Genomic DNA, 23,861 nt, shown 5'->3' on the forward strand with positions numbered 1-23,861 from the left:
GCACCCAGGATCGCTGCTCCGGATGACGGCGGGATGTCGGGTCCCTCACCACCCGCGCTGCGGCGTGGCGCTGGGCCGGCGCACAGCTGCGCTGGTCACGATCAGCGGGTGGACGCCGTCAGCTCGTTCTGGGACCAGGTCACCGCGTCCTCTCCCCCGCTCCCGGGCGGGCTGCTCGTGCTCACCGCCGTGCTCGCCGCCGCCGTGGTGTGGTCGCGGGCGCTGTGGTCGCGGGCCCGGCACTCGGTGACCATCGCGCACGAGGGTGCGCACGGCCTGGCCGCCCTGGTCACCGGCCGGCGGCTGGCCGGCATCCGGCTGCACTCGGACACCTCCGGCGTCACCGTCTCGGCCGGGCGGCCGACCGGGCCCGGGATGGTGCTGACCGCGGCCGCGGGCTACACCGGGCCCGGGCTGTTCGGCCTGGGCGCCGCGGCGCTGCTGGCGGCCGGGCACGCGATCGGCCTGCTGTGGGCACTGCTCCTGCTGCTCGCGCTGCTGCTGGTGCAGATCCGCAACTGGTACGGGCTGTGGTCGGTGCTGGTCACCGGCGCCCTGGTCTTCGCCGCCACCTGGTGGCTGCCCGCCACCGGCCAGGCGGTGTTCGCCCACGTCGTCACCTGGTTCCTGCTGCTGGCCGCACCGAAGACGGTGCTGGAGCTGCAGGCCAAGCGCCGCTCGGGCTCGGCCCGGGACTCCGACGCCGACCAGCTGGCCCGCCTCACCGGCCTGCCGGGCCTGGCCTGGGTGGCCGTCTTCCTGCTGGTCGACGTCGGCGCCCTCCTCCTCGGCGCCTGGTGGCTCCTCCACGCCTCCGCCGTCCTCCCCTGACCCAGGGTCCCCCAGCCCCGAACGGCGCCCTACCGGCCCCGTCGCAGGGCCCCGCGCCGAGCCTGCGAGGCGTGGGGGGCGACGGGGTCCTTGTTCAGTCGCTGGTGGGGCGGTGGCGGCGCCGGGGTGCTGCGTGCGGCGGCTGGTGCACCGGAGCGACGTCCGGCGCCGGTGGGATCTCCAGCTCCTGGCCCTCGGGGGTGACCAGGAACGGGGTGCCGTGGTGGGCGATCTCCAGCGGGTCGTCACCGTGCACCAGCCGGTAGGTGGCCTTCTCCGGGGTGATGGTCACCGACACGCAGCGCCCCTGGAACGCCACCCGGAACCGCAGTCGGCTCAGCCGCGGCGGCAGCCGGGGGGCGAAGGTCAGCCGGCCACCGTGGTCGCGCATCCCGCCGAACCCGCCGACGGCGACCATCCAGCCCCCGGCCAGCGAGGCGATGTGCAGTCCGTGGCCGCTGTTGCCGTGCAGGTTCTGCAGGTCGGTCAGCGCGGCCTCGCCCCAGTAGTCGTAGGCCAGCGACAGGTGACCGGTCTCCGCGGCGATCACCGCCTGCACCGCGGCGGAGAGGGAGGAGTCGCGCACCGTCCGGGCCTCGTAGTAGGCGAAGTCGGCGATCTTCTCCTCGAGGGTGAACGCGTCTCCCCGCAGGTGCAGCGCCATCACCAGGTCGGCCTGCTTGACCACCTGCTTGCGGTAGATGTCGAAGTAGGGGAAGTGCAGCAGCAGCGGGTACTGGTCGGGCAGGGTGCCCTCGAAGTCCCACTCCTGGTGGTGGGTGAAGCCCTCGGACTGCTCGTGCACCCCGAGGTCGGCGTTGAACGGCACCCGCATCGCGTCGGCGGCCCGGGTCCAGAGGTCGACCTCGTCCGCCCCCACCTGCAGCCGTGCGGCGGTGTCGGGCTGGCGGCCGACGGCGGCGACGGCCTCGCGCAGGTTCCGCTGCGCCATCAGGTTCGTGTAGACGTTGTTGTCCACCACGGCGGTGTACTCGTCCGGGCCGGTCACCCCGTCGATCCGGAAGCCCCGCCCGTCGTCGAAGTGGCCCAGCGAGGCCCACAGCCGGGCGGTCTCCACCAGCAGCTCGGTGCCGTAGTCGCGGTCGAAGACGTCGTCCTGGGTGGCCGCGGTGTACCGGGCGACGGCGTCGGCGATGTCGGCGTTGATGTGGAAGGCCGCCGTCCCGGCCGGCCAGTACCCCGACGTCTCCTCCCCGCGGATGGTCCGCCACGGGAAGGCCGCGCCGTCGTGGCCCAGCTGCCGGGCCCGTTCGCGGGCGGCGTCCAGGATGGAGTGCCGCCACAGCAGGGCGTCCCGGACGGCGCCGGGGGCGGTGTAGGTGAGCACCGGCAGCACGTAGGTCTCGGTGTCCCAGAACGTGTGCCCGTCGTACCCGTCGCCGGTCAGCCCCTTGGCCGGGATCGGCTGGCGCTCGGCGCGCAGCCCGGCCTGCAGGACGTGGAACATGCCGACCCGCACGGCCTGCTGCAGCTCGTCGTCGCCCTCGATCTCGACGTCGGCCTCGTCCCAGTGCCGGTCCAGCAGCTCGCGCTGCTCGCGCGCCAGCCGCTCCCAGCCGGCCAGCTTGGCGGTGGCCAGCGCCCCCTCCACCTGGTCGCGGACGGCGGCTGCCGACCGGCGGCTGGACCAGCCGTACGCCAGGTACTTGACCAACCGCAGCTTCGAGCCGGCCGGCAGCCGGGCGGCGAGGGTGTAGCGCGCCAGGTCCGGTGAGGTCTCCAGCTCCTCGGTGGCCGAGTCGGGGACGTCGACCTCGTGGTCCATCCCGGCGGCCATCCGCAGCTTGCTGCGCCGCGTCCGGTGCACCAGGACGGCGTGCCGGCCACGACCCACGTGCAGCTCCGACTGCAGCGGCCGGGTCATCGCCGCGGCGGCCCGCGGGTCGTCGGACTCGGTCGTGGTGACCTGCTCGTTGGCCAGCAGGTCCGACTGCAGCGCGATGTAGAGGTCGCCCTGGTCGTCGGTGCACTCGACCTCGTACTCGACGGCGGCGATCGACCGGCGGGTCAGCGACACCAGCCGGGTGCTGGTCACCCGCACCTGGCGACCGCTGGGGCCCCGCCACTCGGTCACCCGCCGGAGCACCCCGTTGCGCAGGTCCAGCGTCCGCCGGTGCCCGACCACGTCGCCGTACTGCAGGTCCAGCGGGGTGTCCCCCACCAGCAGCCGGATGAGCTTGCCGTCGGTCACGTTGACCACGGTCTGCCCCTGCTCGGGGAAGCCGTAGCCGGCCTCGGCGTAGGGCAGCGGCCGCTCCTCGAAGAAGCCGTTGAGGTACGTGCCCGGGACGACGGTGGGCTCCCCCTCGTCCAGCGTCCCGCGCATCCCGATGTGCCCGTTGGCGAGGGCGAACACCGACTCGTTCACACCCAGCGAGGCCAGGTCGATGCCCACCTCGGTGAGCGACCAGGGCTCGACGGCGAAGTGCGCGCGCCCCTCGGTCACCGGATCTCCGTCAGCAGCTCGTCGAGGTCGGCGACGACGACGTCGGCGCCCTGCTCCCGCAGCCCCGCCGCCTGCCCGACCCGGTCGACGCCGACGACGAAGCCGAACCCACCGGCCCGGCCGGCGGCCACCCCGGAGAGGGCGTCCTCGAAGACCGCTGCCTGCGCCGGGGCGACACCCAGGACGCGGGCACCGGCGAGGAACGTGTCCGGGGCCGGCTTGCCGCGCAGCCCCTGCTCGGCGGCGACGACGCCGTCCACCCGGGTGTCGATCAGGTCGGCGAAGCCACCGGCGGCGACCACGCTCTCGCCGTTGGCCGAGGCGGTCACCACGGCGGTGGCCAGCCCGGCCTCCTTGGCCGCCCGCAGGTAGCGCATCGACCCCTCGTAGACCTGGACGCCGTGCTCGTCGAGCTCGGCCAGGATCAGCTGGTTCTTGCGGGTGGCGACGCCGGCGACGGTGGGGGCGTCGGCCGGGTCGTCGTCGCTGCCCTCGGGCAGGGTGATGCCGCGGCTGGCGAGGAAGTCGCGGACGCCGTCCTTGCGCGGCTTGCCGTCGACGAAGCGGTTGTAGTCCTCGGCGCTGAACTCGGCCGCCGACGGGTCCTGGGCCCGGAGGAACTCGTCGAAGGTGCGCTTCCAGGCAGCCTGGTGCACCTTCGCCGTCTGGGTCAGGACCCCGTCGAGGTCGAACAAGCAGGCCCGGATGTCTTCGGGGAGTCCCAGCACGCCCGACACGCTACGTCGGCGTCGCCGCGTCGACCCGTCGAGCCCCCGCTCCCCCGCTCCCCCGCCCGTCCGGTGGCCGGCCCGGCGCCCGCCCGAGGTCCTTGCCGCCCGCCCGGAGGGCGTCCCCTCTGCCGAGGTGAGCTGGTCCCCTGGGTCGGGGACGGCGGGTGCGTTGGCCGGCTCAATGTTGGGGATAACGGTCGTACCGGAGGGTGTCGGCGGGGCCGTGGGCCGGTGACCGGGCAGGGGCCGGCGCCGCTGCCTAGGGTCGGGAGCGCGTGCGGCCCCCTGCCGCACTGGCCCACGGGCCAGCCCACCCCGTCCCCGAGGAGGACCCGGCATGGCCGGTCGACCGACCCCGCCCAACCCGTACGACTTCCTCCCGCAGGTCCCGAGCTTCACGGTCACCAGCACCGACATCAGCTCCGGCGAACGCCTCCCCGCTCCGCACGCCAGCGGCAAGATGGGCGTGCCGGGTGGCGAGGACGTGTCCCCGCAGCTGAGCTGGTCCGGCTTCCCCGAGCAGACGCGCGGCTTCGCGGTCACCGTCTACGACCCGGACGCCCCCACGGCCAGCGGCTTCTGGCACTGGGCCGTGGCCGGCATCCCGGCCTCGGTGACCGACCTGCCCCGCGGCGCCGCCGACGGCGGCCTCCCCGAGGGCGCGGTGCAGCTGCGCAACGACGCCGGGTTCGCCGGCTTCGTCGGCGCCGCTCCCCCGGCCGGCCACGGCACGCACCACTACTACGTCGTGGTCCACGCGCTGGACACCGCCGACCTCGGGGTGCCGGCCGAGGCCACCCCGGCCTACCTGGGCTTCAACCTGTTCAGCCACACCCTGGCCCGCGGCACGATCGTGGGCACGTTCGACATCGAGTGAACCCACCGGCCGGGGCGGACCACCCGTCCCGGCCGGCCGGGCGTCGCCCCGGGCCGCCCGGCGCCCGGCCGGTTCAGCCGGCCGGGCGCTCCGCGACGCAGCTGGTGGCGATCCGGGCGAACCCCGCCCGCTCGTACACCCGGGCGACGTCGTCGTCCCCGGCGGAGAGGAAGACCAGGTCCGCGGTCTGCTGCGCGTGCTCGACCAGCGCGGAGGTGAGCCCCGCGCCGAGCCCGCGCCCGCGGAAACGGGGCAGCGTGACCACGCCGACCACCTCGCTGACCTCGGTGCCGCCGACGTCCACCGGCTGGTGCGAGCCGATCGCGACCGGCTGGCCGTCGTCGACGGCCACCATCATCACCGTGCGCCCCGACGCCACCCGCTCCCGGAGCACCTCCGTGGGCGGCACCTCCGCCGGGCCCGGGTCGTGCCGCGCGACGTCGGGGACGCCCTGCGCCGGCTCGCCGTCCGGTACGGGGCCACCGGCGAACGCCAGCGCGATCAGCCGCTGGTAGAGACCCAGCCGTGGGTCGTCGGCACCGACCAGGAACAGCCGCACCTCACTCGGCAGCAGCACCGAGACCGGGTCGGCGGCCACCAGCAGCGGCAGCTCCTCGACCCGCAGGCCGGCCGACCGCGCCACCGAGGCCAGGCCCCGGCAGCGGTCGCCGAGCCACTCCAGCGACGCGGGCAGCCCGGACCGCTCCTGCAGCTCCACGGCGGCTCGCACGTCGGCCTCGGTGACCTCGGCCTCCTGGCCCGGGAGCGGGCGGGCCGGGTAGGGCCACTCCGGCGACCCGATCGGCACCTGGAGCGCACCGACGGTGTGCACCTGGGCGTCCGACAGCGGAGCGAGCGCGAAGTAGCGCTCGATCCGGTCCAGCAAGCCGGTCGACGACACGCTCAGACCCTAGACGCCCCGCCGCTCCGGACCGCCTACCCGGCGGCCGGGACCACCCCGTCGGGGGGCTCGGGGCGGGCAGGCGGCACCATGGGCGCCGTGACGGCCGGAACGCGAGCGCAGGTCTCGCCCTTCACCGCCTTCGACCGCGCGTCGTGGCGGGCGCTGGCGGCCGGCGGCGAGCTGCCGCTGGACGACGCCGACGTGCGGGCGCTGGCCACCCTCGGCGACCGGATCGACCTGGACGAGGTCGCCACCGTGTACCTGCCGCTGGCCCGGCTGCTGCACCTGCACGTCACCGCCAGCCGGCGGCTGTGGGCGGCACAGACCCAGTTCCTGGGGGCGCGCACCGAGAAGGTGCCCTTCGTGATCGCGGTCGCCGGCAGCGTCGCGGTCGGCAAGAGCACCACCGCCCGGCTGCTGCAGGCGCTGCTGGCCGCCGCGCCCGACACGCCGCGGGTCGACCTGGTCACGACCGACGGCTTCCTGCTGCCCAACGCCGTCCTGGAGTCCCGTGGCCTGCTGGGCCGCAAGGGGTTCCCGGAGAGCTACGACCGGCGGGCCCTGCTGCGGTTCATGGCCGACGTGAAGTCGGGCAAGCCGGCGGTCAGCGCCCCGCTGTACTCGCACTCCTCCTACGACGTGCTGCCCGGCGAGCGGCAGGTGGTCGACTCCCCCGACGTGCTGGTCCTCGAGGGGCTGAACGTGCTGCAGGCCGGCGGGCGGGCCAACGGGCGGGTGCCGGAGGTCTTCCTCTCCGACTTCTTCGACTTCTCCGTCTACGTCGACGCCACCGAACACGACATCTCGCAGTGGTACGTCGAGCGCTTCCTGGCCCTGCGTCGCACCGCGTTCCAGGACACCAGCGCCTACTTCCACCGCTTCGCCGACCTGACCGACGAGGAGGCGACGACGACCGCGCTCGGCATCTGGTCGGCGGTCAACGAGCCGAACCTGCGGCTGAACATCGCCCCGACCCGCTCGCGTGCCCGGCTGGTGCTGCAGAAGGCGGCCGACCACTCGGTGCGCCGGGTGCTGCTGCGCAAGCTCTGAGCCCCAGGAGCCGACGACCACGTCGGCGCTCGACTGCCGCTGGGACCCTGCGCCCGGTCGCCCTGCCGCCGGCCCGGGACGCCGCCGCGGTCAGCTCTGGCCGACGACGTCCAGCGTGGTGCCGAGGTCGTCCGGGGCGCCCTGCGCCCGGGAGGGCTCGGCGGCCACCGGCGGGTGCTCCTCGTGCGGCTCCTCGAACGCCTCCGGTGAGGGGCAGGAGCAGACGAGGTTGCGGTCGCCGTAGGCACCGTCGATCCGGCGCACCGGCGACAGGTAGCCGCGGCCCACCAGCCGGCGCACCGGGTACACGGCCACCTCGCGCGGGTAGGGCCGATCCCACTCCCCCGCCAGCATCTGCAGCGTGTGCGGGGCGTTGCGCAGCGGGTTGTCGGTGCGGTCGTACTCCCCGGTGGCGACCTTCTCGATCTCGCCGCGGATGTGCACCATGGCCTCCACGAACCGGTCGAGCTCGGCCCTGTCCTCGCTCTCGGTCGGCTCCACCATCAGCGTCCCGGCGACCGGGAAGCTCATCGTCGGCGCGTGGAACCCGAAGTCGATCAGCCGCTTGGCGATGTCGTCGTTGGTGACGCCGGTGGCCTTGGTCAGCGGCCGGATGTCCAGGATGCACTCGTGCGCCACCAGGCCGGTGGCACCGGTGTAGAGCACCGGGTAGTGCGGCCGCAGCCGCTCGGCCACGTAGTTGGCGGCCAGGATCGCGTGCTCGGTGGCCTTGAGCAGCCCGTCGGGGCCCATCAGCCGCAGGTAGGCCCAGGAGATCGGCAGGATCCCCGCCGAGCCCCAGGGGGCACCGGAGATCGGGGCGCCGGTGCCGCCGGTCTCCACCAGCGGGTGGCCGGGCAGGAAGGGCACCAGGTGCTCCCGGACGCCGATCGGCCCGACGCCGGGGCCACCGCCGCCGTGCGGGATGCAGAAGGTCTTGTGCAGGTTCAGGTGGCTCACGTCGGAGCCGAACCGGCCCGGCTTGGCCAGCCCCACCAGGGCGTTGAGGTTCGCGCCGTCGACGTAGACCTGCCCGCCGGCGTCGTGCACCGCGGCGCAGATCTCCTGCACCTCGACCTCGAACACCCCGTGGGTCGAAGGGTAGGTGATCATGATCGCGGCGAGCCGATCGGCGTGCGCGTCGACCTTGGCGCGCAGGTCGGCGAGGTCGACGTTGCCGGCCTCGTCGCAGGCGACGACCACGACCCGCATCCCGGCCATGACCGCGCTGGCGGCGTTCGTGCCGTGCGCCGAGGACGGGATGAGGCAGACGTCGCGGTGCTCGTCACCCCGGCTGTGGTGGTAGGCGCGGATGGCCATCAGCCCGGCGAACTCGCCCTGCGAGCCGGCGTTGGGCTGCACGCTGACCGCGGCGTAGCCGGTGACCTCGGCCAGCCCGTCGCAGAGCTCGCCGATCAGCTGGGCGTAGCCGCGGGCCTGCTCGACCGGGGCGAAGGGGTGCAGGCCGGCGAACTCCGGCCAGGTGATGGCGGCCATCTCGGTGGCGGCGTTGAGCTTCATCGTGCAGGAGCCCAGCGGGATCATCGTGCGGTCCAGCGCGAGGTCCTTGTCCGAGAGCCGGCGCAGGTAGCGAAGCATCGCCGTCTCCGACCGGTGCTCGCTGAACACCGGGTGGGTCAGGAACTGGGTGCGGCGGCGCAGCGCAGCGGGCAGGGCGTCGGCGCCACCGTCGTCGAGCACGGCGTGGTCGGCGGCGACACCGAAGGCCTCGGCCACGAGCTCCAGCGTCGGCAGCGTGGTGGTCTCGTCGACGGCGACCGCGACGGTGTCGGCGTCGACCCGGCGCAGGTTGACCCGGCGCGCGGCGGCCGCGGCGACGACCTCGTCGGCCCGCCCGGGCACCGAGACGCTGAGGGTGTCGAAGAACTCCTCGTGCACCAGCGACAGCCCGCCGGCGCGCAGCCACGTGGCCAGCGCCAGCGCCGTCCGGTGCACGCGGGCCGCGATGGCGGTGAGCCCCTCGGGCCCGTGGTAGACGGCGTAGGCGCCGGCCATGATGGCCAGCAGCACCTGCGCGGTGCAGATGTTGCTGGTCGCCTTCTCGCGGCGGATGTGCTGCTCACGGGTCTGCAGCGCCAGGCGGTAGGCGACGTCCCCGTCGGCGTCCACCGACACCCCGACCAGCCGGCCGGGCAGCTGGCGGGCCAGGCCCTCCCGGACGGCGAGGTAGCCGGCGTGCGGGCCGCCGTAGCCCATCGGGACGCCGAAGCGCTGGGTGGTGCCGCAGGCGACGTCGGCGCCCCACTCCCCCGGCGCCTCGAGCAGCGTCAGGGCGAGCAGGTCGGCGGCGACGACGACGGCGGCCCCGGCCTGGTGGGCGGCCTCGGCCAGCGCCCGGTGGTCACGCACCGCCCCGCTGGCACCGGGGTGCGCCAGCAGCACGCCGAAGGCCCCCGCTTCGGGCAGGTCGGTGGGCCAGCCACCGGACAGGTCGGTGACGTGCAGGCCGATGCCCAGCGGCTCGGCCCGGGTGCGGAGCACCGCGAGGGTCTGCGGCAGCGTGTCTGCGTCGACGACGAACACGGCGTCGACCTTGGCCCGGCCGGCCCGGCGGACCAGGGTCATCGCCTCGGCGGCGGCGGTCGCCTCGTCCAGCATCGAGGCGCCGGCCACCGGCAGCCCGGTGAGGTCGGCGACCATCGTCTGGAAGTTGATCAGCGCCTCGAGCCGGCCCTGGCTGATCTCGGGCTGGTAGGGCGTGTAGGCGGTGTACCAGGCCGGGTTCTCCAGGATGTTCCGCTGGATGACCGTCGGGGTGATCGTGCCGCTGTACCCCAGGCCGATCAGCGAGGTGAACACCTCGTTCGCCGCGGCGCGCTCGCGCAGCTCGGCGAGCACGGTGGCCTCGTCGGCGGCGGCGGGGAGGTCCAGCGGCGTCCGGTCGCGGACCCCCTCGGGCACGCAGGCGTCGGCGAGTGCGGCGAGCGAGTCGTGGCCCACGACCTCGAGCATCGCCGCGGTGTCGTCCGGTCGCGGGCCGATGTGCCGGGCCGCGAACGACCCCTGCGTGCTCAGCTCGGCGAGCGAGGGCAGCGCCTCGGTGCGGAGTCCGTCAGAGCCAGAGTTCAGGTCGCCCACTGCAACGACGCTACCAGCGGCTCAGCGGCCTCCGGCCGAGTCGCGCGGGACCGGTCGGCGGGCCGGCGCCGTACCGCGGCGCGCGCCGACGCACCCGGCATGGTGCGGCCCGACCCCCTCTCCGGGGGCCGCCGCGAGTGGGAGGACCCCGTCCTCCTCATCCCTCGCACGCTCGGGACGAGCCTCGGGACGGAGCCGGGGAGAGGGGGCCTTCGTCAGGCGCTGGCGGCGCGGCGACGGCGCCGGGCGGACAGCTCGTCGTCGGCAGCCGCGCCACTGCCGCCCAGCCGCTCGGCGGGCAGCTCGGCCAGCTCGCCGGACAGCTCGCGCAGCGCACCGGAGACCGCGATCCCGAAGACGCCCTGGCCACCGGCGAGGAGGTCGACGACCTCCTCGGCGGAGGTGCACTCGTAGACCGTCGCGCCGTCGGACAGCAGGGTGATGTTGGCCAGGTCCTTGACCCCGCGGGTGCGCAGGTGGTCGACGGCCTTGCGGATGTTCTGCAGCGAGACGCCGGTGTCGAGCAGTCGCTTGACGACCTTGAGCACCAGGATGTCGCGGAAGGAGTAGAGCCGCTGGGTGCCCGACCCGGTGGCGGTGCGCACCGAGGGGGCGACCAGACCGGTGCGGGCCCAGTAGTCGAGCTGCCGGTAGGTGATGCCGGCGGCGGCGCAGGCCGTCGGGCCGCGGTACCCGACCACGTCGGTGTCGACCTCGTCGTAGGAGGGCGCACCCACGGCCGCGTCGCTGAACAGCTGACCCTGCGATCCGTTGTCCTGATCGCTCATGGGCAGCGCCTCCTCGAGTTCCGCACCCAGCACCTGGGCCGCGCCCGCGCTGTCGCCGGGGCGGTCACGAGGCGGGGCTCCGGGAGTTCCACACACGTGATTCGCTGACCGTAGGCGCGCACCGATGACCGGTCAACCGAAGGCAGCGGCGTGTCGCAGTCCTCACCCCAACGGGGGTGCCCTCGGCCCCCCGGCCCCCTCTCAGGGCCCCACCCCGAGCTCGCGAGGGGTGAGGGGGTCCTCCCTCAGGCCGGGCCGCCGGAGCCGGACCCGGCGCCGAAGTCCTCGGGGCTGATGTTGTCGAGGAACTCGCGGAATTTCTCCACCTCGTCCTCCTGCTCGTCGGGGATCTCGATCCCCACCTCGTCGAGCAGCTCCTCCGCCCCGTAGATCGGGGCGCCGGTGCGGACGGCGAGCGCCACGGCGTCCGACGGGCGGGCGCTGACGGTCCGCTCGTCACCGAACAGCAGCTCGGCGAGGTAGATGCCGTCGCGCATCTCGGTGATGTGCACCGCCTCGAGGCTGGCCCCCAGCGCGGTGACCACCTCGCGCAGCAGGTCGTGCGTCATCGGCCGGGCCGGGCGGACGCCCTGCTGCTCGAAGGCGATGGCCGCTGCTTCCACGGCACCGATCCAGATCGGGAGGTAGCGCTCCCCCTGGGTCTCCTTGAGCAGCAGGATGGGCTGGTTGCCCGGCAGCTCGACCCGGACGCCGACGACCCTGAGCTCCTGCACGGCTGGCTCCCCTCCGCTGACTTCCCCCGTCGACCGCACGTCCGCTCCCGGCGTCGGCCGGTGTGCGTCGGAGCGTGCCCCTGCCCGCTCAACGGTACGCCAGTGATCAGCCGCCGAGGACCTCGCGGAGACGGGCGGCCAGCAGCGCCGAGTGCAGCTGGGCGGAGAGCCCGGCGAGCTCCTGCAGCTGCTCCCCCGCGCGGGAGTGCGCGTCCTCCGACCGCGCCCGCAGCACCGGGGCGACCAGCTGCTCCAGCAGCGCCGCCTCCCGCTCGACGGCGGTGCGGTAGACCCGCAGGTGACGCGGTTCGATGCCGTGCTGCGCCAGGCCCGCGGCGGCCTTGGCCACCGGCAGGTCGCCGGGGCGCAGCCTGCCCTGGGCGTCCTGGCTGACCAGCCCGAACTGGACGCAGTCGGCCAGCTGCTCGTCGGTCAGGCCCGCGGCCCGGGCGAACTCGGCCGCCGGCACGGGGGCGGTGCCGGCGAGCTCGCCGGCACCGCCCGGGCCGTCCCCGGCGGTCGGCACGGGCTCACCCCGGTCCCGGGCGTCGAGCTGCTCCTTGATCACCCGCAGCGGCAGGTACTGGTCGCGCTGGGCGGCCAGCACGTACCGCAGCCGGACGACGTCGGCACCGGAGAACTTCCGGTAGCCCGACGGCGTCCGCTGGGGGTGGACCAGCTCCTCCGACTCCAGGTAGCGGATCTTGCTGATCGTGACCTCGGGGAAGTCGCCGCGCAGCAGCGACAGGACCTCGCCGATGGTGAACCGGGGCGTCGTGTCGTCGGTGTCCCGGTCAGCGCTGCCGCTGGGCTGGGGCACCGCGGTCATGCGCCGGCCGGCTCGCCCGTCCGCGGCCCGGTCAGGTAGACCAGGCGGAACTTGCCGATCTGGACCTCGTCGCCGCCGGCGAGCGAGGCCACGTCGACCGGCTCGCGGTTGACGTAGGTGCCGTTGAGGCTGCCGACGTCGTGCACGGTGAAGCCGCCGCCCTCGCGGTGGAACTCGACGTGCCGCCGGCTGACCGTGACGTCGTCCAGGAAGATGTCGCTGTCGGGGTGCCGACCGGCGGTGGTCACCTCCTGGTCGAGCAGGAAGCGGCTGCCGGCGTTCGGGCCGCGCTTGACCACGAGCAGCGCGGACCCGGCCGGCAGGGACTCCACGGCGCCGGCGTGCGCGTCCGCGGTCGACTCGGCGACCTCGGCCTGCTCGCCGGAGTCCTCCCCGCCGACCTTGGGGATGATGCTGGTCGACTCACCGACCCGCTCGGGGCTCAGCGCGGCGCCGCACTGCGCGCAGAAGCGGCTGCCCTCGGGGTTCTGGTGGCCACATCGAGTGCAGAGCACGTCGGTCTCCTCCGGTGCAGGGGGCACCGCCGCGGGCCTGGTGGTACGGCCGCGGTCGGCCGGCGGACGACGAGCCGGTCGGCCCGCCGCAGGTCGGCCGCCGCATGGTCGCGGTCGGGCCGGGGATCATGGAACCAGCGGCCGACCCGAGGGTCAACCGCACGTACAGGGTGAGGGTCGGGTGCTGCCGCTGGACTCACGGCTCGACCGTCTGCGCTGATGATAGTGATCGACGGTGCACCCGCCCGACCGGCGGGGTGCCCGGACGTCCGCGCACCGGAGGACCGGACGCTGCGACGCGGGAGCTGCACCGGCGAGAGGTCAGGAGCCGGCGACGACGGCCTCGTACGCGGCTGCGTCGAGCAGGTCGGCCGTGGGGTCCTGGTCACCGCTGACCCGGACCTCGACCAGCCAGCCGGCGCCGTAGGGGTCGCTGTTCACCGTCTCCGGGGCGTCGGTGAGCACGTCGTTGACCGCGGTCACCACGCCGGTCACCGGGGAGTAGACGTCGGAGACGGACTTGGTCGACTCGACCTCGCCGATCGCCGCCCCGGGCGCGACCTCCGCGCCCACGTCGGGCAGCTGCACGAACACGATGTCGCCCAGGGCGTCCTGGGCGTGGTCGGTGATCCCGACCCGGACCACCGTGTCAGCCCCCTCGGTGCCCTGGACCAGCGCCCACTCGTGCTGGTCGGTGTAACGACGGTCGTCGGGCGTGGCCATGCGGGCGTCTCCAGTGTTCGGTTCGGTCGTTGCTCGGTCAGGACTGTGCGCGCTTCGGCCAGTGCGCGGTCCGGCCCCCTCGCAGGGGCCCGGACCGAGCGCAGCGAGGGCTGGGGGGCGAGGGGGTCCTTCGTTCAGTCCCCGCTGCCGGGCTCAGCGTATTGAGGCTCGTCCAGCGGCCGCAACGCGTCCACGACGACCTGCTCGGACTGGACGATGTCCACGCTGCCCTGGCGGCGGTTGACCACCGACGGGGACACCCCGCCGGGGATGTTCATCGCGGTCGCCATGTCCTCGGGTGAGCCGATCACCTCGAAGACGTAGGGCGACTCGATCGGGATGCCGTCGATCGACAGGTCGCCGGGCTCACCGGTGACCGCGCTGCTCACCCCGATCCGGACGTCGTTGATCTGCATCGTCTCCGCACCCGCCCCGCGCAGCTCCTGGATGGCGTTGAGGACGTCGGCGACGGTGACCGCGTCCTGGGGGTCACGGATGGTCATGACCAGCCCCTCCCCCTGCGCCGGCACCGTGCCGTTGAGGATGCCCAGCGTCTCCGCGCGCTGCCGCGCCTCCTCCAGCGCGGCGGCCGCGGCGCTGTCGGAGTTGCCGAGCTGCTCCAGCGCCGTCCGCTGGTCGGCGATCTCCTGGCGGAGCCGGTCCTGCTGGGCGGTCAGGTCGTCGAGGATGCGGACCAGGTCCTCCTCGCGGGCACCCACCAGGGCCTGGTCGGTGTCGGTGTTGCGCACCTGGACGGCGAAGGCGAAGCCCAGCAGCAGGGTGAGCACACCGATCAGCGTCGCGGCCAGGGGGTCCCGTCGCCGGCGGCGCGCTGCGGGGGCACCGCCCGGGGGCTCCGACGGCTCGTCCCGGAGACCCGGGACGACGCCCGGCCCCTCCGTCGGCTCGTCGGGGTGCGGCCGCTGCCCGGTCGCCTCCCCGGGGCCCGGCCGGGCACCCCGCGGCTCCGGGACCGCCGCCTCCGCGTGCTCGCCGCCGGCCTCCCCCGAGGGGGCGGCGTCCCCTCTCCGGCGGCCCGGACCGTCGCCGGCCCAGCGGCCGGGCTGCTGCCCGCCGCTCATGCGCGGAACAGGTGCCGGCGGATCGCCGCGGCGTTGCCGAAGATCCGGATGCCGAGGACGACGACGACCGCGGTGGACAGCTGGGCCCCGACGCCGAGCTGGTCGCCCAGGAACACGATGAGCCCGGCGACCACGACGTTCGAGACGAACGACACGACGAAGACCTTGGCGTCGAAGATGCCGTCGAACCGGGCGCGCACGCCGCCGAAGACCGCGTCGAGCGCGGCGACCACGGCGATCGGCAGGTACGGCTGCAGCCAGAGCGGCACGCTGGGGTCGAGCAGCAGCCCCAGCACCACACCGACCGCGAGTCCGAGGATCGGGATCACGCGTCAGCCTCCGTCGGTGAGCGGGTCGGTGGTGGCGGCGTCGGTTGTGGCGGCGTCGCCGGTGCCGGCGGGCGCGTCCCCGGGCTCCTCGGCCAGGGGCGCTGCGTGGCGCAGCTCGGCGCTGGTGCCGGCCGGCAGGTCGAGGTCGTCGACCCGGGCGTAGTCGAACACGACGCCGAAGCTCTTCGTGAGGCCGGCCAGCGTCTGGGACTCCGGGCTGGGCACGAACCGCCGGGCCAGGTCGCCGGGATCCCCGATCGCCTCGATCTCGTAGGGGCTGAGCACCGGCCGGAAGTCGACCAGGATCGCGTCACCGGCCTGCCGGATCGCGGTGGTCGCGCCGATCCGCTGGCCGTCGATGCTGATCGCCTCGGCACCCGCGGCCCAGAGCGCGTTGACCGCCAGCTGCAGGTCGCCGTCCTGCACGATGCCGGCCAGGGCGACCTGGTCGGAGCCACCGACCGGGTCGCTGTCGGCAGCCGGCGGCGCATTGCCCAGCGTGACGCGCAGCCCCGGCCCGGAGACCGGCTGGACGGCGGCCCCCTGCTCGGCGGCGGCCAGCTGCTCGAGTGCCCGCTGACCCACGACGCTGCGGGCCAGCGCGCCCTCGCGGGTGCTGGCCACCTCGGCGGTGAGCTCCTCGAGCAGGGTGACCAGCTCGGCGTTGGCCTCGGTCTCCTCCACGACGTCCTCACGGAGCGCCTGACGGGCCTCCTCCCGCCCCTGCGCCCCGGCGGCGGCCTCGCGGTAGGTGATGGCCGCGAGGAGGCCGGTGAGCAGCAGGGTGAACGCGACGAGCAGCTGCCCGCGGTTCCGCCGCCACCACGGGCGCGGCGGACGCGGCTCGCCCGAGGCCTCGGCCCGGGCGCGGCGGGCGGCCCGGGCCTCCGTCGCCTGGCGGTAGGCCGGGTCGACGGTCTCGGCGAGCACCTGGTCCAGCAGCGAGGCGCCCAGGGAGCGCTGCCGGCCCGGGGGCGGGCCGCTCCCCTGCCGGGTGCTCACCTGCGCACCCCCGCCCGGCCGCCGGTCAGCAGGCCCACCGCCTGGACGACGTAGAACACCCCGGCCAGCACGTAGAGCGCCGCGCCCCACACGGTGAGCGCGTACGCGATCGGCGCGGCGACGGCCGCAGCGGTGCCCTGCCCGTCGGCCAGCAGCAGCAGCGGGAAGGCGTACAGCAGCAGGAAGGTGGCCGCCTTGCCCAGGTAGTGCACCTGCAGCGGTGGCCAGCCCGCGCGGCGGAGCAGCAGCAGGGTCGCCGCGAGCACGAGCTCCCGGGCGAGCAGCACGACGACGACCCACAGCGGGATGACGTCGCGGATCACGAAGGCGACCAGCGTCGCCACGATGTAGAGCCGGTCGGCCGCCGGGTCGAGCAGGGCACCCAGCCGGCTGGACTGCCCCAGGGCGCGGGCCAGCTTGCCGTCGGCCCAGTCGGTGACGCCGGACAGCGCCAGCACCACGATCGCCCAGCCGTCGGCGTGCGGCCCCAGCAGCAGCCACAGGAACAGCGGGACGCCGAGCAGCCGCACCACCGAGAGCAGGTTGGGCAGGGTGAGCACCTGGTCGCCCAGGTCGTCGCGGTTCACCAGGGGTGCCGGGGCGCGGCTCCCCCGGGGTCCGTCCGCCGGGACGTCGGTCGCCCGATCGTCGGCCGTCGTCATCGCAGCTCCACCTCGCCGTCCACCGCGGGCCAGGTTAGTGCCCGGCGTCCACCTCCCCGGCCGCGACCGGCCCACCGACCACCGGTTCCTCCCCGGTCGGTACCGGGTGCGGTGGGCCGCTCACGGACCGGACACGGGCTCAGGCCGGGACCGGCTGCGGGTCCTCCGGGTCGTCGGGCGGCACGACCGGCGCCGGCGGCAGCGCCGGCTCGGCCGGGGCCGGCGGCAGGTCGTCGGGGGTGTCCGGGAGCAGGGGCCCCGGGTCGACCGGCGCCGGCTCGGCCGGGTCCAGCGGCGGGTACTGCGGGTCGGGCTCGACTCCCGGCTGGAGCAGCCGGGTGGTCACCTCGGTCATCGCACTGTCCTCTCCGTCCGGGCCCGGCCCACGACGTGGCCAGGCCCCTCCTCGGGAGCCGGTCCGGACCGCCCGTCCGTGAGGACGACGCCCGGGTCGGACCACCGTGTCACCGGCACCGTACGGCGGGGGTCCGGTGCGCGACCCGACCGGGCGGCCACCGGAGACGGCGCGCGCTCAGCGGCGGGCACCGGCACCGTGCGCCCTGGGGTGGACGCGACCGGGTCGCGCGCTGGCCGGCCCGCCCGACCACATCGGACCGAGCCGTCGTGGCCGCAGCCCTGCCCGCCAGCACCGTGCAGACGCGGACCTGCACCTGGTCCGACCCGGCCTGCGGGGAGGCGGTCACCTCCTCCGGGAGACAGCGAGCGGACACCGGTGCCCGCGGTCACGATGACGGGCAGGTCGTCGGACGAGACGGCAGAGGCCGTTCCCGGTGTTCCGGGAACGGCCTCTGACCTGCGACTTCTGTCGGGCTGACAGGATTTGAACCTGCGACCCCTTGACCCCCAGTCAAGTGCGCTACCAAGCTGCGCTACAGCCCGAGCTCCGAGTTCCCGGCGGAGCCGCCGGTCGCTCGATCGCTGCCGGAGCAGGTTACCTCACCGGCAGATCCGGTCCGACGACCGGGCCCGACGGTGCGGGCACCTACTTCTTCTTGTCCGCCCGCGCGTCGCGCACCTTGACCGAGACGTCGATCGGGGTGCCGTGGAAGCCGAACTGCTCGCGCAGCTTGCGCTCCAGGAAGCGGCGGTAGCCGGCCTCCAGGAACCCGGTGGAGAAGACGACGAACCGGGGTGGCCGGATGTCGGCCTGCGTCACGTACTTGATCTTCGGGGCGCGGCCGCCGCGGGCCGGCGGCGGGGTCTCCTGCACCAGCGCACGGATGAACGTGTTCAGCTCGGCGGTCGGCACCCGGGTCTCCCAGCCGGCCAGCGCCGTCTTCAGGTGGCCGGCCAGCTTGTTCACCCCGCGGCCGGTGGCCGCGGAGATGTTGACCCGGCTGGCCCACTTGATCCGGGCCAGGTCGCGGTCGACCTCCTTCTCCAGCTGGTCGTGCCGGTCCTCGTCGACGGCGTCCCACTTGTTGAAGGCGATGACCAGCGCGCGCCCGGCCTCGATCACCTGGGTGATCACCCGCTGGTCCTGCTCGCTGATCACCTCGTCGGCGGCGAGCAGCACCACGGCCACCTCGGCGGCCTCGATGGCGGCCTCGGTGCGCAGGCTGGCGTAGTACTCGGTGCCGCTGGCGGTGTTCACCTTGCGGCGCAGCCCGGCGGTGTCGACGAACTTCCACTCCTCCCCGCCGAGGGTGACCAAGGAGTCGACCGGGTCGACGGTGGTGCCGGCGACCGAGTCGACGACCGAGCGCTCCTCCTTGGACAGCCGGTTGATCAGGCTCGACTTGCCCACGTTGGGCCGGCCCACCAGCGCCACCCGGCGCGGTCCGCCGACCTCCTCGGTCTCCCGCGGCGCCTCCGGCAGCGCGTCGAGCACCAGGTCGAGCAGGTCACCGCTGCCGCGGCCGTGCAGCGCGCTGACCGAGTACGGCTCCCCGAGGCCCAGCGACCACAGCTCGGCGGCGTTGGACTCGCCCCGCTCGTCGTCGACCTTGTTCGCGACCAGGATCACCGGCCGGTCGCTGCGGCGCAGCACCCGGGCGGCGGCCAGGTCGGTCTCGGTGACCCCGACCGAGGCGTCGACGACCAGCACGATCACGTCGGCGGTCTTCATCGCGTACTCGGCCTGGCGGGCGATCGAGGCGGCCATGCCGGTCGCCTTGGGCTCCCAGCCGCCGGTGTCGACGACGGTGAAGTTCCGGCCGTTCCACAGCGCCTGGTACGGGATGCGGTCGCGGGTCACCCCCGGGACGTCCTGCACCACCGCGGCGCGGCGGCCCAGGAACCGGTTCACCAGGGTGGACTTGCCCACGTTGGGGCGCCCCACGATGGCCACCACCGGCAGCGGACCGGTGGGCTGGTCACCTCCGGGGAGGTCGTTGTCGGTGCTCATGCGGGCTCTCCTACTGCAGTGCGGGCCAGGTCGAGCACGCGCTCGACCACGGCCTCACGGTCCAGCCCGGTGCTGTCCACGACGATCGCGTCGGCAGCGGGGCGCAGCGGGCTGTCGGCCCGGCTGCTGTCGTACTCGTCGCGGCGGCGCAGGTCGGCGGCGATCTCGGCGATCCGCGCGGGGTCGGTCACGCCCAGCTGCCCGGCCCGCCGCTGGGCGCGCGCCTCGGGTGCGGCGGTCAGGTAGACCTTGAGCGTCGCCTCCGGCAGCACGACCGTGCCGATGTCCCGGCCCTCGACGACGACCGCGGCCGCCTCGGCGACCAGCGACCGCTGCCGGTCGACCAGCAGCCGGCGCACGGCCGGGACGGCGGAGACCGGCGACACCGTGCGGGTGACCTCGGCGCCGCGGATCCGCTCGGCGACGTCGACCCCGTCGACCAGCACGAGCTCGGCGTCGGCCGTCGTCCCGACCTGGATGTCGGCGGCCGCGACCGCGCGGGCGACCGCCTCGGCGTCGGTGAGGTCGACGCCGGCGTCCAGGACGGCCACGGTGGCCGCCCGGTACATGGCGCCGGTGTCCAGGTAGGCCGCGCCCAGCCGGGTCGCCACGTCACGGGCGACGCTGGACTTCCCGGTGCCCGAGGGCCCGTCCAGGGTGACCTGGCCGCGGAACTGCTCGCTCACTGCACTCTCTCCGTTCACTGCTCTTCCGGCGCCGTCCAGGGGCCCGCGGCGAGCCTGCGAGTCGTGGGGGGGACGGGGTCCTTCGATCACTGCGCGATGCCCCTGCGCAGCGACGTTCGCTCCGCTCCTCGCTCGCTGGCGCTCACTCGATGCTCACTCACTGCGCGATGTCCCGGCGGAGGGCGACCGCGCCCCGCAGGTAGACGTGCTGCACCTCGGCGCGGGTGCGCCCGGTCTCCACGTGCGCCATCAGCCGCAGCACCCGCGGCAAGGCGTGCGGGACGGCGATCTCGGTGGCACACATCAGCGGCACGTCACCCAGCCCCAGCTCCCGGGCGGCCAGCGCCGGGAACTCCGACACCAGGTCGGGGGTGGCGGTGAACAGGATGCTGATCAGGTCGGCGGGGTCGAGCTCGTTGCGCTCCAGCACGGTGCCGACCAGCTCGCGGGTGGCCTCGAGGACCTCGTCCCGGTCGTCAGCGGCCACCTGCGTGGCACCCCGGATGGCTCGGACGGCCACGGCACTCTCCTCGATCGATGCAGCACCCGGGTCGCCAGGCACCTCGGTCGAGTCTACGGAGGCCGCGCCACCCGCTCCGCCCCACCGCAGGACGGCGGGGCGGAGCGGCAGCTCAGCCGAGCGGGGCGATGCCCCAGACGGCGGTGGTCGACTCGCCCGGCTCGAGCCGGCGGATGCCCTCACCGGTGGCCAGCGCGTTCGGCGGGCAGGTCATCGGCTCGACCGCCAGGCCACGCCGGCGCCGCGGCTCGGGCACCACGTCGCCGGTGAACACCTGCAGGTACCGGTAGGCGGCGTCCATCCAGACGGTGGCACCGCGGCCATCGGGTCCGGCGAGGTGCACCCGGGCCAGCCCGTCGTCGTCCCGGGCCAGGTCGGTGAAGCAGTGGTCGATCACCAGGTCACCGATCAGCCGGCCCGCGCGCAGGTCGTAGGGCGTGCCGGCGACCGGGACCGAACCGGTGGGCAGCGCCCGCGCGTCGGTCTCCAGCCGGGTGGCCCCCGGCGCGGTCAGGGTGCAGTCGTCGACGTGCAGGCCGGCGCCGGCGGCCAGGTAGGGGTGGTGACCCTCGCCGTAGGGCAGCGGGACGTCGCCGCAGTTGGTGGCGGTGGTCTCCACCCGCAGCCCCGAGGCGGACAGCTCGTAGCGGATCCGCAGCAGCAGGGTGAACGGGTAGCCGGGCTGCGGGTGCAGCAGGTGCTCCAGCGTCACCGCGTCGCTGGACCGGTCGACCACCTGCCAGGCGGCGAACCGGACCAGCCCGTGGATCGCGTTGCCGGTCTCGGCCTCCGACAGCGGGGTGACGTGCTCGGCGCCGTCCCAGGTGTAGCGGCCGTCGTCGAGCCGGTTCGGCCAGGGTGCGAGCACGTGCCCGCGCGCGTTGCCGGCCATCTCCCGCTCGCCGAAGCCGTCGACCAGGTCGCGGCCGCCGTCCCGGTACGTGCGCAGGCCGCCGCCGACCTCGACGACGACGGCCTCCGCCCCGGCGTGCGTGAGCCGGTACTGCTCACCGGTGGGGAACACCGTCATCCGAGGCGCTCGCCGCTGGCGGTGTCGAACAGGTGGACGTGGTTGGCGCGCGGCAACACGTGCAGGACGTCGCCCTTGCGCGGCGGCGTCCGGCCGTCGACGCGGGCGATGATGTCGTGCTCGCCGTCGCCGACCTTCGCGCGGCCGTAGACGTAGGCGTCCGCGCCCAGCTCCTCCACGACGTCGACGTCGACGGTCAGGCCGGAGTCGGCGAGCTCGAGGTCCTCCGGGCGGATGCCGACGGTGACCGTGCCGCCGGCCGCGCGGCCCAGCACGTCCCGGGCGACCGGGTGCACGGTGTCGCCGAAGGCCACCCCGCCGTCGGTGTGCGGCAGCTCGAACAGGTTCATCGCCGGCGAACCGATGAAGCCGGCGACGAACACGTTGGCCGGGTTGTCGTACAGGTCGCGCGGCCGGCCGACCTGCATGAGCAGACCGTCCTTGAGCACCGCGACCCGGTCGCCCATGGTCATGGCCTCGGTCTGGTCGTGGGTGACGTAGACCGTGGTGACCCCGAGCCGGCGCTGCAGCGAGGCGATCTGGGTGCGGGTCTGCACGCGCAGCTTGGCGTCGAGGTTGGACAGCGGCTCGTCCATCAGGAAGACCTGCGGGGAGCGGACGATGGCCCGGCCCATCGCCACGCGCTGGCGCTGGCCACCGGAGAGCGCCTTCGGCTTGCGGTCCAGGTAGGGCTCCAGGTCGAGCAGCTTGGCCGCCTCCTCGACCCGGGAGCGGCGCTCCTCCTTGCCGATGCCGGCCATCTTGAGCGCGAAGCCCATGTTGTCGGCCACCGTCATGTGCGGGTAGAGCGCGTAGTTCTGGAACACCATCGCGATGTCCCGGTCCTTGGCCGCCGTGTCGGTGACGTCCTTGCCGCCGATCAGGATGCGGCCGCCGTCGATGTCCTCCAGACCGGCGAGCATCCGCAGCGAGGTCGACTTGCCGCAGCCGGACGGGCCGACCAGCACGAGGAACTCGCCGTCCTCGATCTCGAGGTCCAGCGCGTCCACCGCGGGGCGCTGGGCCCCGGCGTACAGGCGGGTCGCGGAGTCGTAGGTGACAGACGCCATGGTGTTCCCTCTCGTGCTCCTCCTCCGCCGCTCCGCGGGGAGGTGATGGCCGCCCGCTGGCGCGGGTCGGGGGCGTGCAGCGGTGCCGTCGCGTCAGACGACGGCACCGCGGTGGGTCAGGTGCGGTCGGCGGTCAGCTCGCGGACCTCGGCGTACCGCTCCCGCACGTGCGGGACCGGGTCGGCCTCGTAGGTCTCGGTGCTGGTGGCCGGCCAGACCGGCGGGGTGTCGCCGCCGGCGAGCACCCAGGCAGCCTGCCGGGCGGCGCCGTCGGCGACGTACTCCCCCGGCGGCGGCACGAGCACCGGCACCCCGAGGACGGCGGGGGCCAGCCGGCGCACCGCCTCCGAGCGGGCGCCACCGCCGACCAGGAGCACCCGGCGGACCGGGTTGCCCAGGGCGGAGATCGCCTCGAGCCCGTCGGCCAGGCCGCAGAGCAGCCCCTCGACCGCGGCCCGGGCCAGGTGCGCGGGGTGGGCCGTGGCCAGCGTGAGGCCGTGCAGCGCACCGGTGGACCGCGGCTTGTCCGGTGTGCGCTCGCCCTCCAGGTAGGGCACGAGCACCAGCCCGCCCGAGCCGGCCGGTGCGCTGAGCGCGAGCCGGGACAGCTCGTCGTGGTCGACCCCCAGCAGCCGGGCGGTCGCGTCGAGCACCCGCGCGGCGTTCAGCGTCACCGCCAGCGGCAGGAAGTTGCCGGTGGCGTCGGCGAAACCGGCCACGGTGCCCGACGGGTCGGCGCTCGGCGTGGTCGAGACGGTCGAGACCACCCCCGAGGTGCCGATCGAGACCACGACGTCGCCGGGCTCGGCGTTGATGCCGAGCGCGGCGGCGGCGTTGTCACCGGTGCCCGGGCCCAGCAGCGCTCCCCCGGCGGCACCCAGCGCGCCACCGGCGACGGTGCCGGCCTGCTCGGCCGGGCCGAGCACCCGCGGCAGCACCGGGGTGCGGCCGAACGCGCGCTCGAGCAGGTCGGGCCGGTACTCGTTCGTGTGCGTCGACCAGTAGCCGGTGCCGCTGGCGTCGCCCCGGTCGGTGACCAGGGCGTCCAGGCCCGTCGACCCGGCCAGCTGCCAGGTCAGCCAGTCGTGCGGCAGGCAGACCGCCGCCGTCCGGGCCGCGTTCTCCGGCTCGTGCTCGGCCAGCCAGCGCAGCTTGGTGACGGTGAAGGAGGCCACCGGGACGAGCCCGACCGCGTCGGCCCACGCCTGACCGCCACCGAGCTCGGCGGTCAGGTCGGTGGCGGCCTGCGCGGACCGGGTGTCGTTCCACAGCAGCGCGGGACGCACCACCTGGCCGGACTCGTCCAGGCAGACCATCCCGTGCTGCTGCCCACCCACGGCGACCGCGGCGACGTCGGCCAGGCCACCGGCCTGCTCGATCGCCGTCCGCAGCGCCGCGGACCAGGCGGCCGGGTCGACCTCGGTGCCGTCCGGGTGCGGCGCCCGGCCCTCCCGGACCAGGGCGCCGCTCCCGGCGTCGCGCACCACGACCTTGCACGACTGGGTCGAGGAGTCGACCCCCGCGACCAGCGTCATGCTCCCGCCACCAGCGTCATGGCTGCACT

General features: G+C 74.7%; 23 protein-coding genes and 1 tRNA gene. 3 read left to right on the plus strand and 21 right to left on the minus strand.

Annotation, left to right across the window (positions count from 1 at the left end):
• Positions 1–108: 108 nt before the first annotated feature.
• Positions 109–831 carry a M50 family metallopeptidase gene (locus tag ACJTNH_RS06330; protein ID WP_458173713.1) on the plus strand — a complete coding sequence of 241 codons (723 nt, stop codon included), beginning with the start codon at positions 109–111 and terminating at the stop codon, positions 829–831.
• 94 nt (positions 832–925) lie between these two features.
• On the opposite strand, the gene ACJTNH_RS06335 is transcribed toward ACJTNH_RS06330, so the two are convergent.
• Positions 926–3,298, minus strand: a complete 2,373-nt coding sequence (locus ACJTNH_RS06335) for a glycoside hydrolase family 65 protein (RefSeq protein WP_458173715.1) — start codon at positions 3,296–3,298, stop codon at positions 926–928.
• Positions 3,295–4,026 carry an HAD family hydrolase gene (locus ACJTNH_RS06340; protein ID WP_458173717.1) on the minus strand — a complete coding sequence of 244 codons (732 nt, stop codon included), beginning with the start codon at positions 4,024–4,026 and terminating at the stop codon, positions 3,295–3,297. Before ACJTNH_RS06340 ends, ACJTNH_RS06335 begins: the two co-directional genes overlap by 4 nt.
• Before the next feature lie 340 nt (positions 4,027–4,366).
• Between ACJTNH_RS06340 and ACJTNH_RS06345 the strand changes: the two genes are divergently transcribed.
• Positions 4,367–4,906, plus strand: coding sequence for a YbhB/YbcL family Raf kinase inhibitor-like protein (locus tag ACJTNH_RS06345; RefSeq protein WP_458173719.1), 540 nt, complete (start codon positions 4,367–4,369; stop codon positions 4,904–4,906).
• 73 nt (positions 4,907–4,979) lie between these two features.
• Here the strand turns inward: ACJTNH_RS06345 and ACJTNH_RS06350 are convergent, their stop codons facing one another.
• Positions 4,980–5,807 carry a GNAT family N-acetyltransferase gene (locus ACJTNH_RS06350; RefSeq protein WP_458173721.1) on the minus strand — a complete coding sequence of 276 codons (828 nt, stop codon included), beginning with the start codon at positions 5,805–5,807 and terminating at the stop codon, positions 4,980–4,982.
• A 90-nt stretch (positions 5,808–5,897) separates the two neighbouring features.
• Here ACJTNH_RS06350 and coaA point away from each other — a divergent pair, with 90 nt between their 5' ends.
• The gene (gene coaA, locus ACJTNH_RS06355) at positions 5,898–6,860 is read left to right on the plus strand and encodes a type I pantothenate kinase (RefSeq protein WP_458173723.1); all 963 of its coding nucleotides are present in this window, start codon (positions 5,898–5,900) and stop codon (positions 6,858–6,860) included.
• A gap of 90 nt (positions 6,861–6,950) precedes the next feature.
• Here the strand turns inward: coaA and gcvP are convergent, their stop codons facing one another.
• From gcvP to xylB, 18 genes are all read right to left on the minus strand, one after another.
• Positions 6,951–9,959, minus strand: coding sequence for an aminomethyl-transferring glycine dehydrogenase (gene gcvP / locus ACJTNH_RS06360; protein ID WP_458173725.1), 3,009 nt, complete (start codon positions 9,957–9,959; stop codon positions 6,951–6,953).
• A 215-nt stretch (positions 9,960–10,174) separates the two neighbouring features.
• A complete protein-coding gene (locus tag ACJTNH_RS06365; protein ID WP_458173727.1) occupies positions 10,175–10,747 on the minus strand; it encodes a MerR family transcriptional regulator in 573 nt (190 codons plus the stop codon).
• 245 nt (positions 10,748–10,992) lie between these two features.
• Positions 10,993–11,481, minus strand: coding sequence for a bifunctional nuclease family protein (locus tag ACJTNH_RS06370; RefSeq protein WP_458173729.1), 489 nt, complete (start codon positions 11,479–11,481; stop codon positions 10,993–10,995).
• A 106-nt stretch (positions 11,482–11,587) separates the two neighbouring features.
• Positions 11,588–12,310, minus strand: a complete 723-nt coding sequence (ftsR, locus tag ACJTNH_RS06375) for a transcriptional regulator FtsR (RefSeq protein WP_458173731.1) — start codon at positions 12,308–12,310, stop codon at positions 11,588–11,590.
• Complete coding sequence (gene odhI, locus ACJTNH_RS06380) at positions 12,307–12,852, minus strand: oxoglutarate dehydrogenase inhibitor Odhl (protein ID WP_164702279.1); 546 nt, start codon at positions 12,850–12,852, stop codon at positions 12,307–12,309. The genes ftsR and odhI overlap by 4 nt, the downstream gene beginning before the upstream one ends.
• Positions 12,853–13,146: 294 nt before the next feature.
• The gene (gene gcvH, locus ACJTNH_RS06385; RefSeq protein WP_458173733.1) at positions 13,147–13,548 is read right to left on the minus strand and encodes a glycine cleavage system protein GcvH; all 402 of its coding nucleotides are present in this window, start codon (positions 13,546–13,548) and stop codon (positions 13,147–13,149) included.
• A gap of 134 nt (positions 13,549–13,682) precedes the next feature.
• Complete coding sequence (locus ACJTNH_RS06390; protein WP_458173736.1) at positions 13,683–14,630, minus strand: DUF881 domain-containing protein; 948 nt, start codon at positions 14,628–14,630, stop codon at positions 13,683–13,685.
• On the minus strand, positions 14,627–14,959 hold the full coding sequence (locus tag ACJTNH_RS06395; RefSeq protein WP_222194877.1) for a small basic family protein: 333 nt from the start codon (positions 14,957–14,959) through the stop codon (positions 14,627–14,629). The genes ACJTNH_RS06390 and ACJTNH_RS06395 overlap by 4 nt, the downstream gene beginning before the upstream one ends.
• 3 nt (positions 14,960–14,962) lie before the next feature.
• A complete protein-coding gene (locus ACJTNH_RS06400; RefSeq protein ID WP_458173738.1) occupies positions 14,963–15,961 on the minus strand; it encodes a DUF881 domain-containing protein in 999 nt (332 codons plus the stop codon).
• Positions 15,958–16,623, minus strand: a complete 666-nt coding sequence (locus tag ACJTNH_RS06405) for a CDP-alcohol phosphatidyltransferase family protein (RefSeq protein WP_458173740.1) — start codon at positions 16,621–16,623, stop codon at positions 15,958–15,960. The genes ACJTNH_RS06400 and ACJTNH_RS06405 overlap by 4 nt, the downstream gene beginning before the upstream one ends.
• Positions 16,624–16,762: 139 nt before the next feature.
• Entirely contained in the window at positions 16,763–16,978 is a 216-nt protein-coding gene (locus tag ACJTNH_RS06410) for a hypothetical protein (protein ID WP_458173742.1), read from the minus strand.
• 471 nt (positions 16,979–17,449) lie between these two features.
• Positions 17,450–17,523 (minus strand) — tRNA-Pro (locus ACJTNH_RS06415).
• Between the two features lie 103 nt (positions 17,524–17,626).
• Positions 17,627–18,991: a ribosome biogenesis GTPase Der gene (der, locus tag ACJTNH_RS06420; RefSeq protein ID WP_458173744.1), complete on the minus strand. Its 1,365-nt coding sequence runs from the start codon at positions 18,989–18,991 to the stop codon at positions 17,627–17,629.
• Positions 18,988–19,677, minus strand: a complete 690-nt coding sequence (gene cmk, locus ACJTNH_RS06425; protein ID WP_458173746.1) for a (d)CMP kinase — start codon at positions 19,675–19,677, stop codon at positions 18,988–18,990. Before cmk ends, der begins: the two co-directional genes overlap by 4 nt.
• 157 nt (positions 19,678–19,834) lie before the next feature.
• Entirely contained in the window at positions 19,835–20,197 is a 363-nt protein-coding gene (gene aroH / locus ACJTNH_RS06430) for a chorismate mutase (protein WP_458173748.1), read from the minus strand.
• 112 nt (positions 20,198–20,309) lie between these two features.
• A complete protein-coding gene (locus ACJTNH_RS06435) occupies positions 20,310–21,227 on the minus strand; it encodes an aldose 1-epimerase family protein (RefSeq protein ID WP_458173750.1) in 918 nt (305 codons plus the stop codon).
• A complete protein-coding gene (locus tag ACJTNH_RS06440) occupies positions 21,224–22,297 on the minus strand; it encodes an ABC transporter ATP-binding protein (protein WP_458173752.1) in 1,074 nt (357 codons plus the stop codon). Before ACJTNH_RS06440 ends, ACJTNH_RS06435 begins: the two co-directional genes overlap by 4 nt.
• A gap of 116 nt (positions 22,298–22,413) precedes the next feature.
• Complete coding sequence (gene xylB / locus ACJTNH_RS06445) at positions 22,414–23,832, minus strand: xylulokinase (protein WP_458173754.1); 1,419 nt, start codon at positions 23,830–23,832, stop codon at positions 22,414–22,416.
• Between the last annotated feature and the right edge of the window lie 29 nt (positions 23,833–23,861).

Source organism: Modestobacter lacusdianchii (genome assembly GCF_054177765.1).

Bases quoted from the DNA above. Each gene is read 5' to 3' on its own strand.
- ftsR (WP_458173731.1), bottom strand. From the start codon at position 12,310: ATGACCGCGGTGCCCCAGCCCAGCGGCAGCGCTGACCGGGACACCGAC.
- coaA (WP_458173723.1), top strand. From the start codon at position 5,898: ATGGGCGCCGTGACGGCCGGAACGCGAGCGCAGGTCTCGCCCTTCACC.
- ACJTNH_RS06365 (WP_458173727.1), bottom strand. From the start codon at position 10,747: ATGAGCGATCAGGACAACGGATCGCAGGGTCAGCTGTTCAGCGACGCG.
- ACJTNH_RS06435 (WP_458173750.1), bottom strand. From the start codon at position 21,227: ATGACGGTGTTCCCCACCGGTGAGCAGTACCGGCTCACGCACGCCGGG.
- ACJTNH_RS06390 (WP_458173736.1), bottom strand. From the start codon at position 14,630: ATGAGCGGCGGGCAGCAGCCCGGCCGCTGGGCCGGCGACGGTCCGGGC.
- gcvH (WP_458173733.1), bottom strand. From the start codon at position 13,548: ATGGCCACGCCCGACGACCGTCGTTACACCGACCAGCACGAGTGGGCG.
- ACJTNH_RS06410 (WP_458173742.1), bottom strand. From the start codon at position 16,978: ATGACCGAGGTGACCACCCGGCTGCTCCAGCCGGGAGTCGAGCCCGAC.
- ACJTNH_RS06440 (WP_458173752.1), bottom strand. From the start codon at position 22,297: ATGGCGTCTGTCACCTACGACTCCGCGACCCGCCTGTACGCCGGGGCC.
- ACJTNH_RS06345 (WP_458173719.1), top strand. From the start codon at position 4,367: ATGGCCGGTCGACCGACCCCGCCCAACCCGTACGACTTCCTCCCGCAG.
- ACJTNH_RS06405 (WP_458173740.1), bottom strand. From the start codon at position 16,623: ATGACGACGGCCGACGATCGGGCGACCGACGTCCCGGCGGACGGACCC.
- der (WP_458173744.1), bottom strand. From the start codon at position 18,991: ATGAGCACCGACAACGACCTCCCCGGAGGTGACCAGCCCACCGGTCCG.
- xylB (WP_458173754.1), bottom strand. From the start codon at position 23,832: ATGACGCTGGTCGCGGGGGTCGACTCCTCGACCCAGTCGTGCAAGGTC.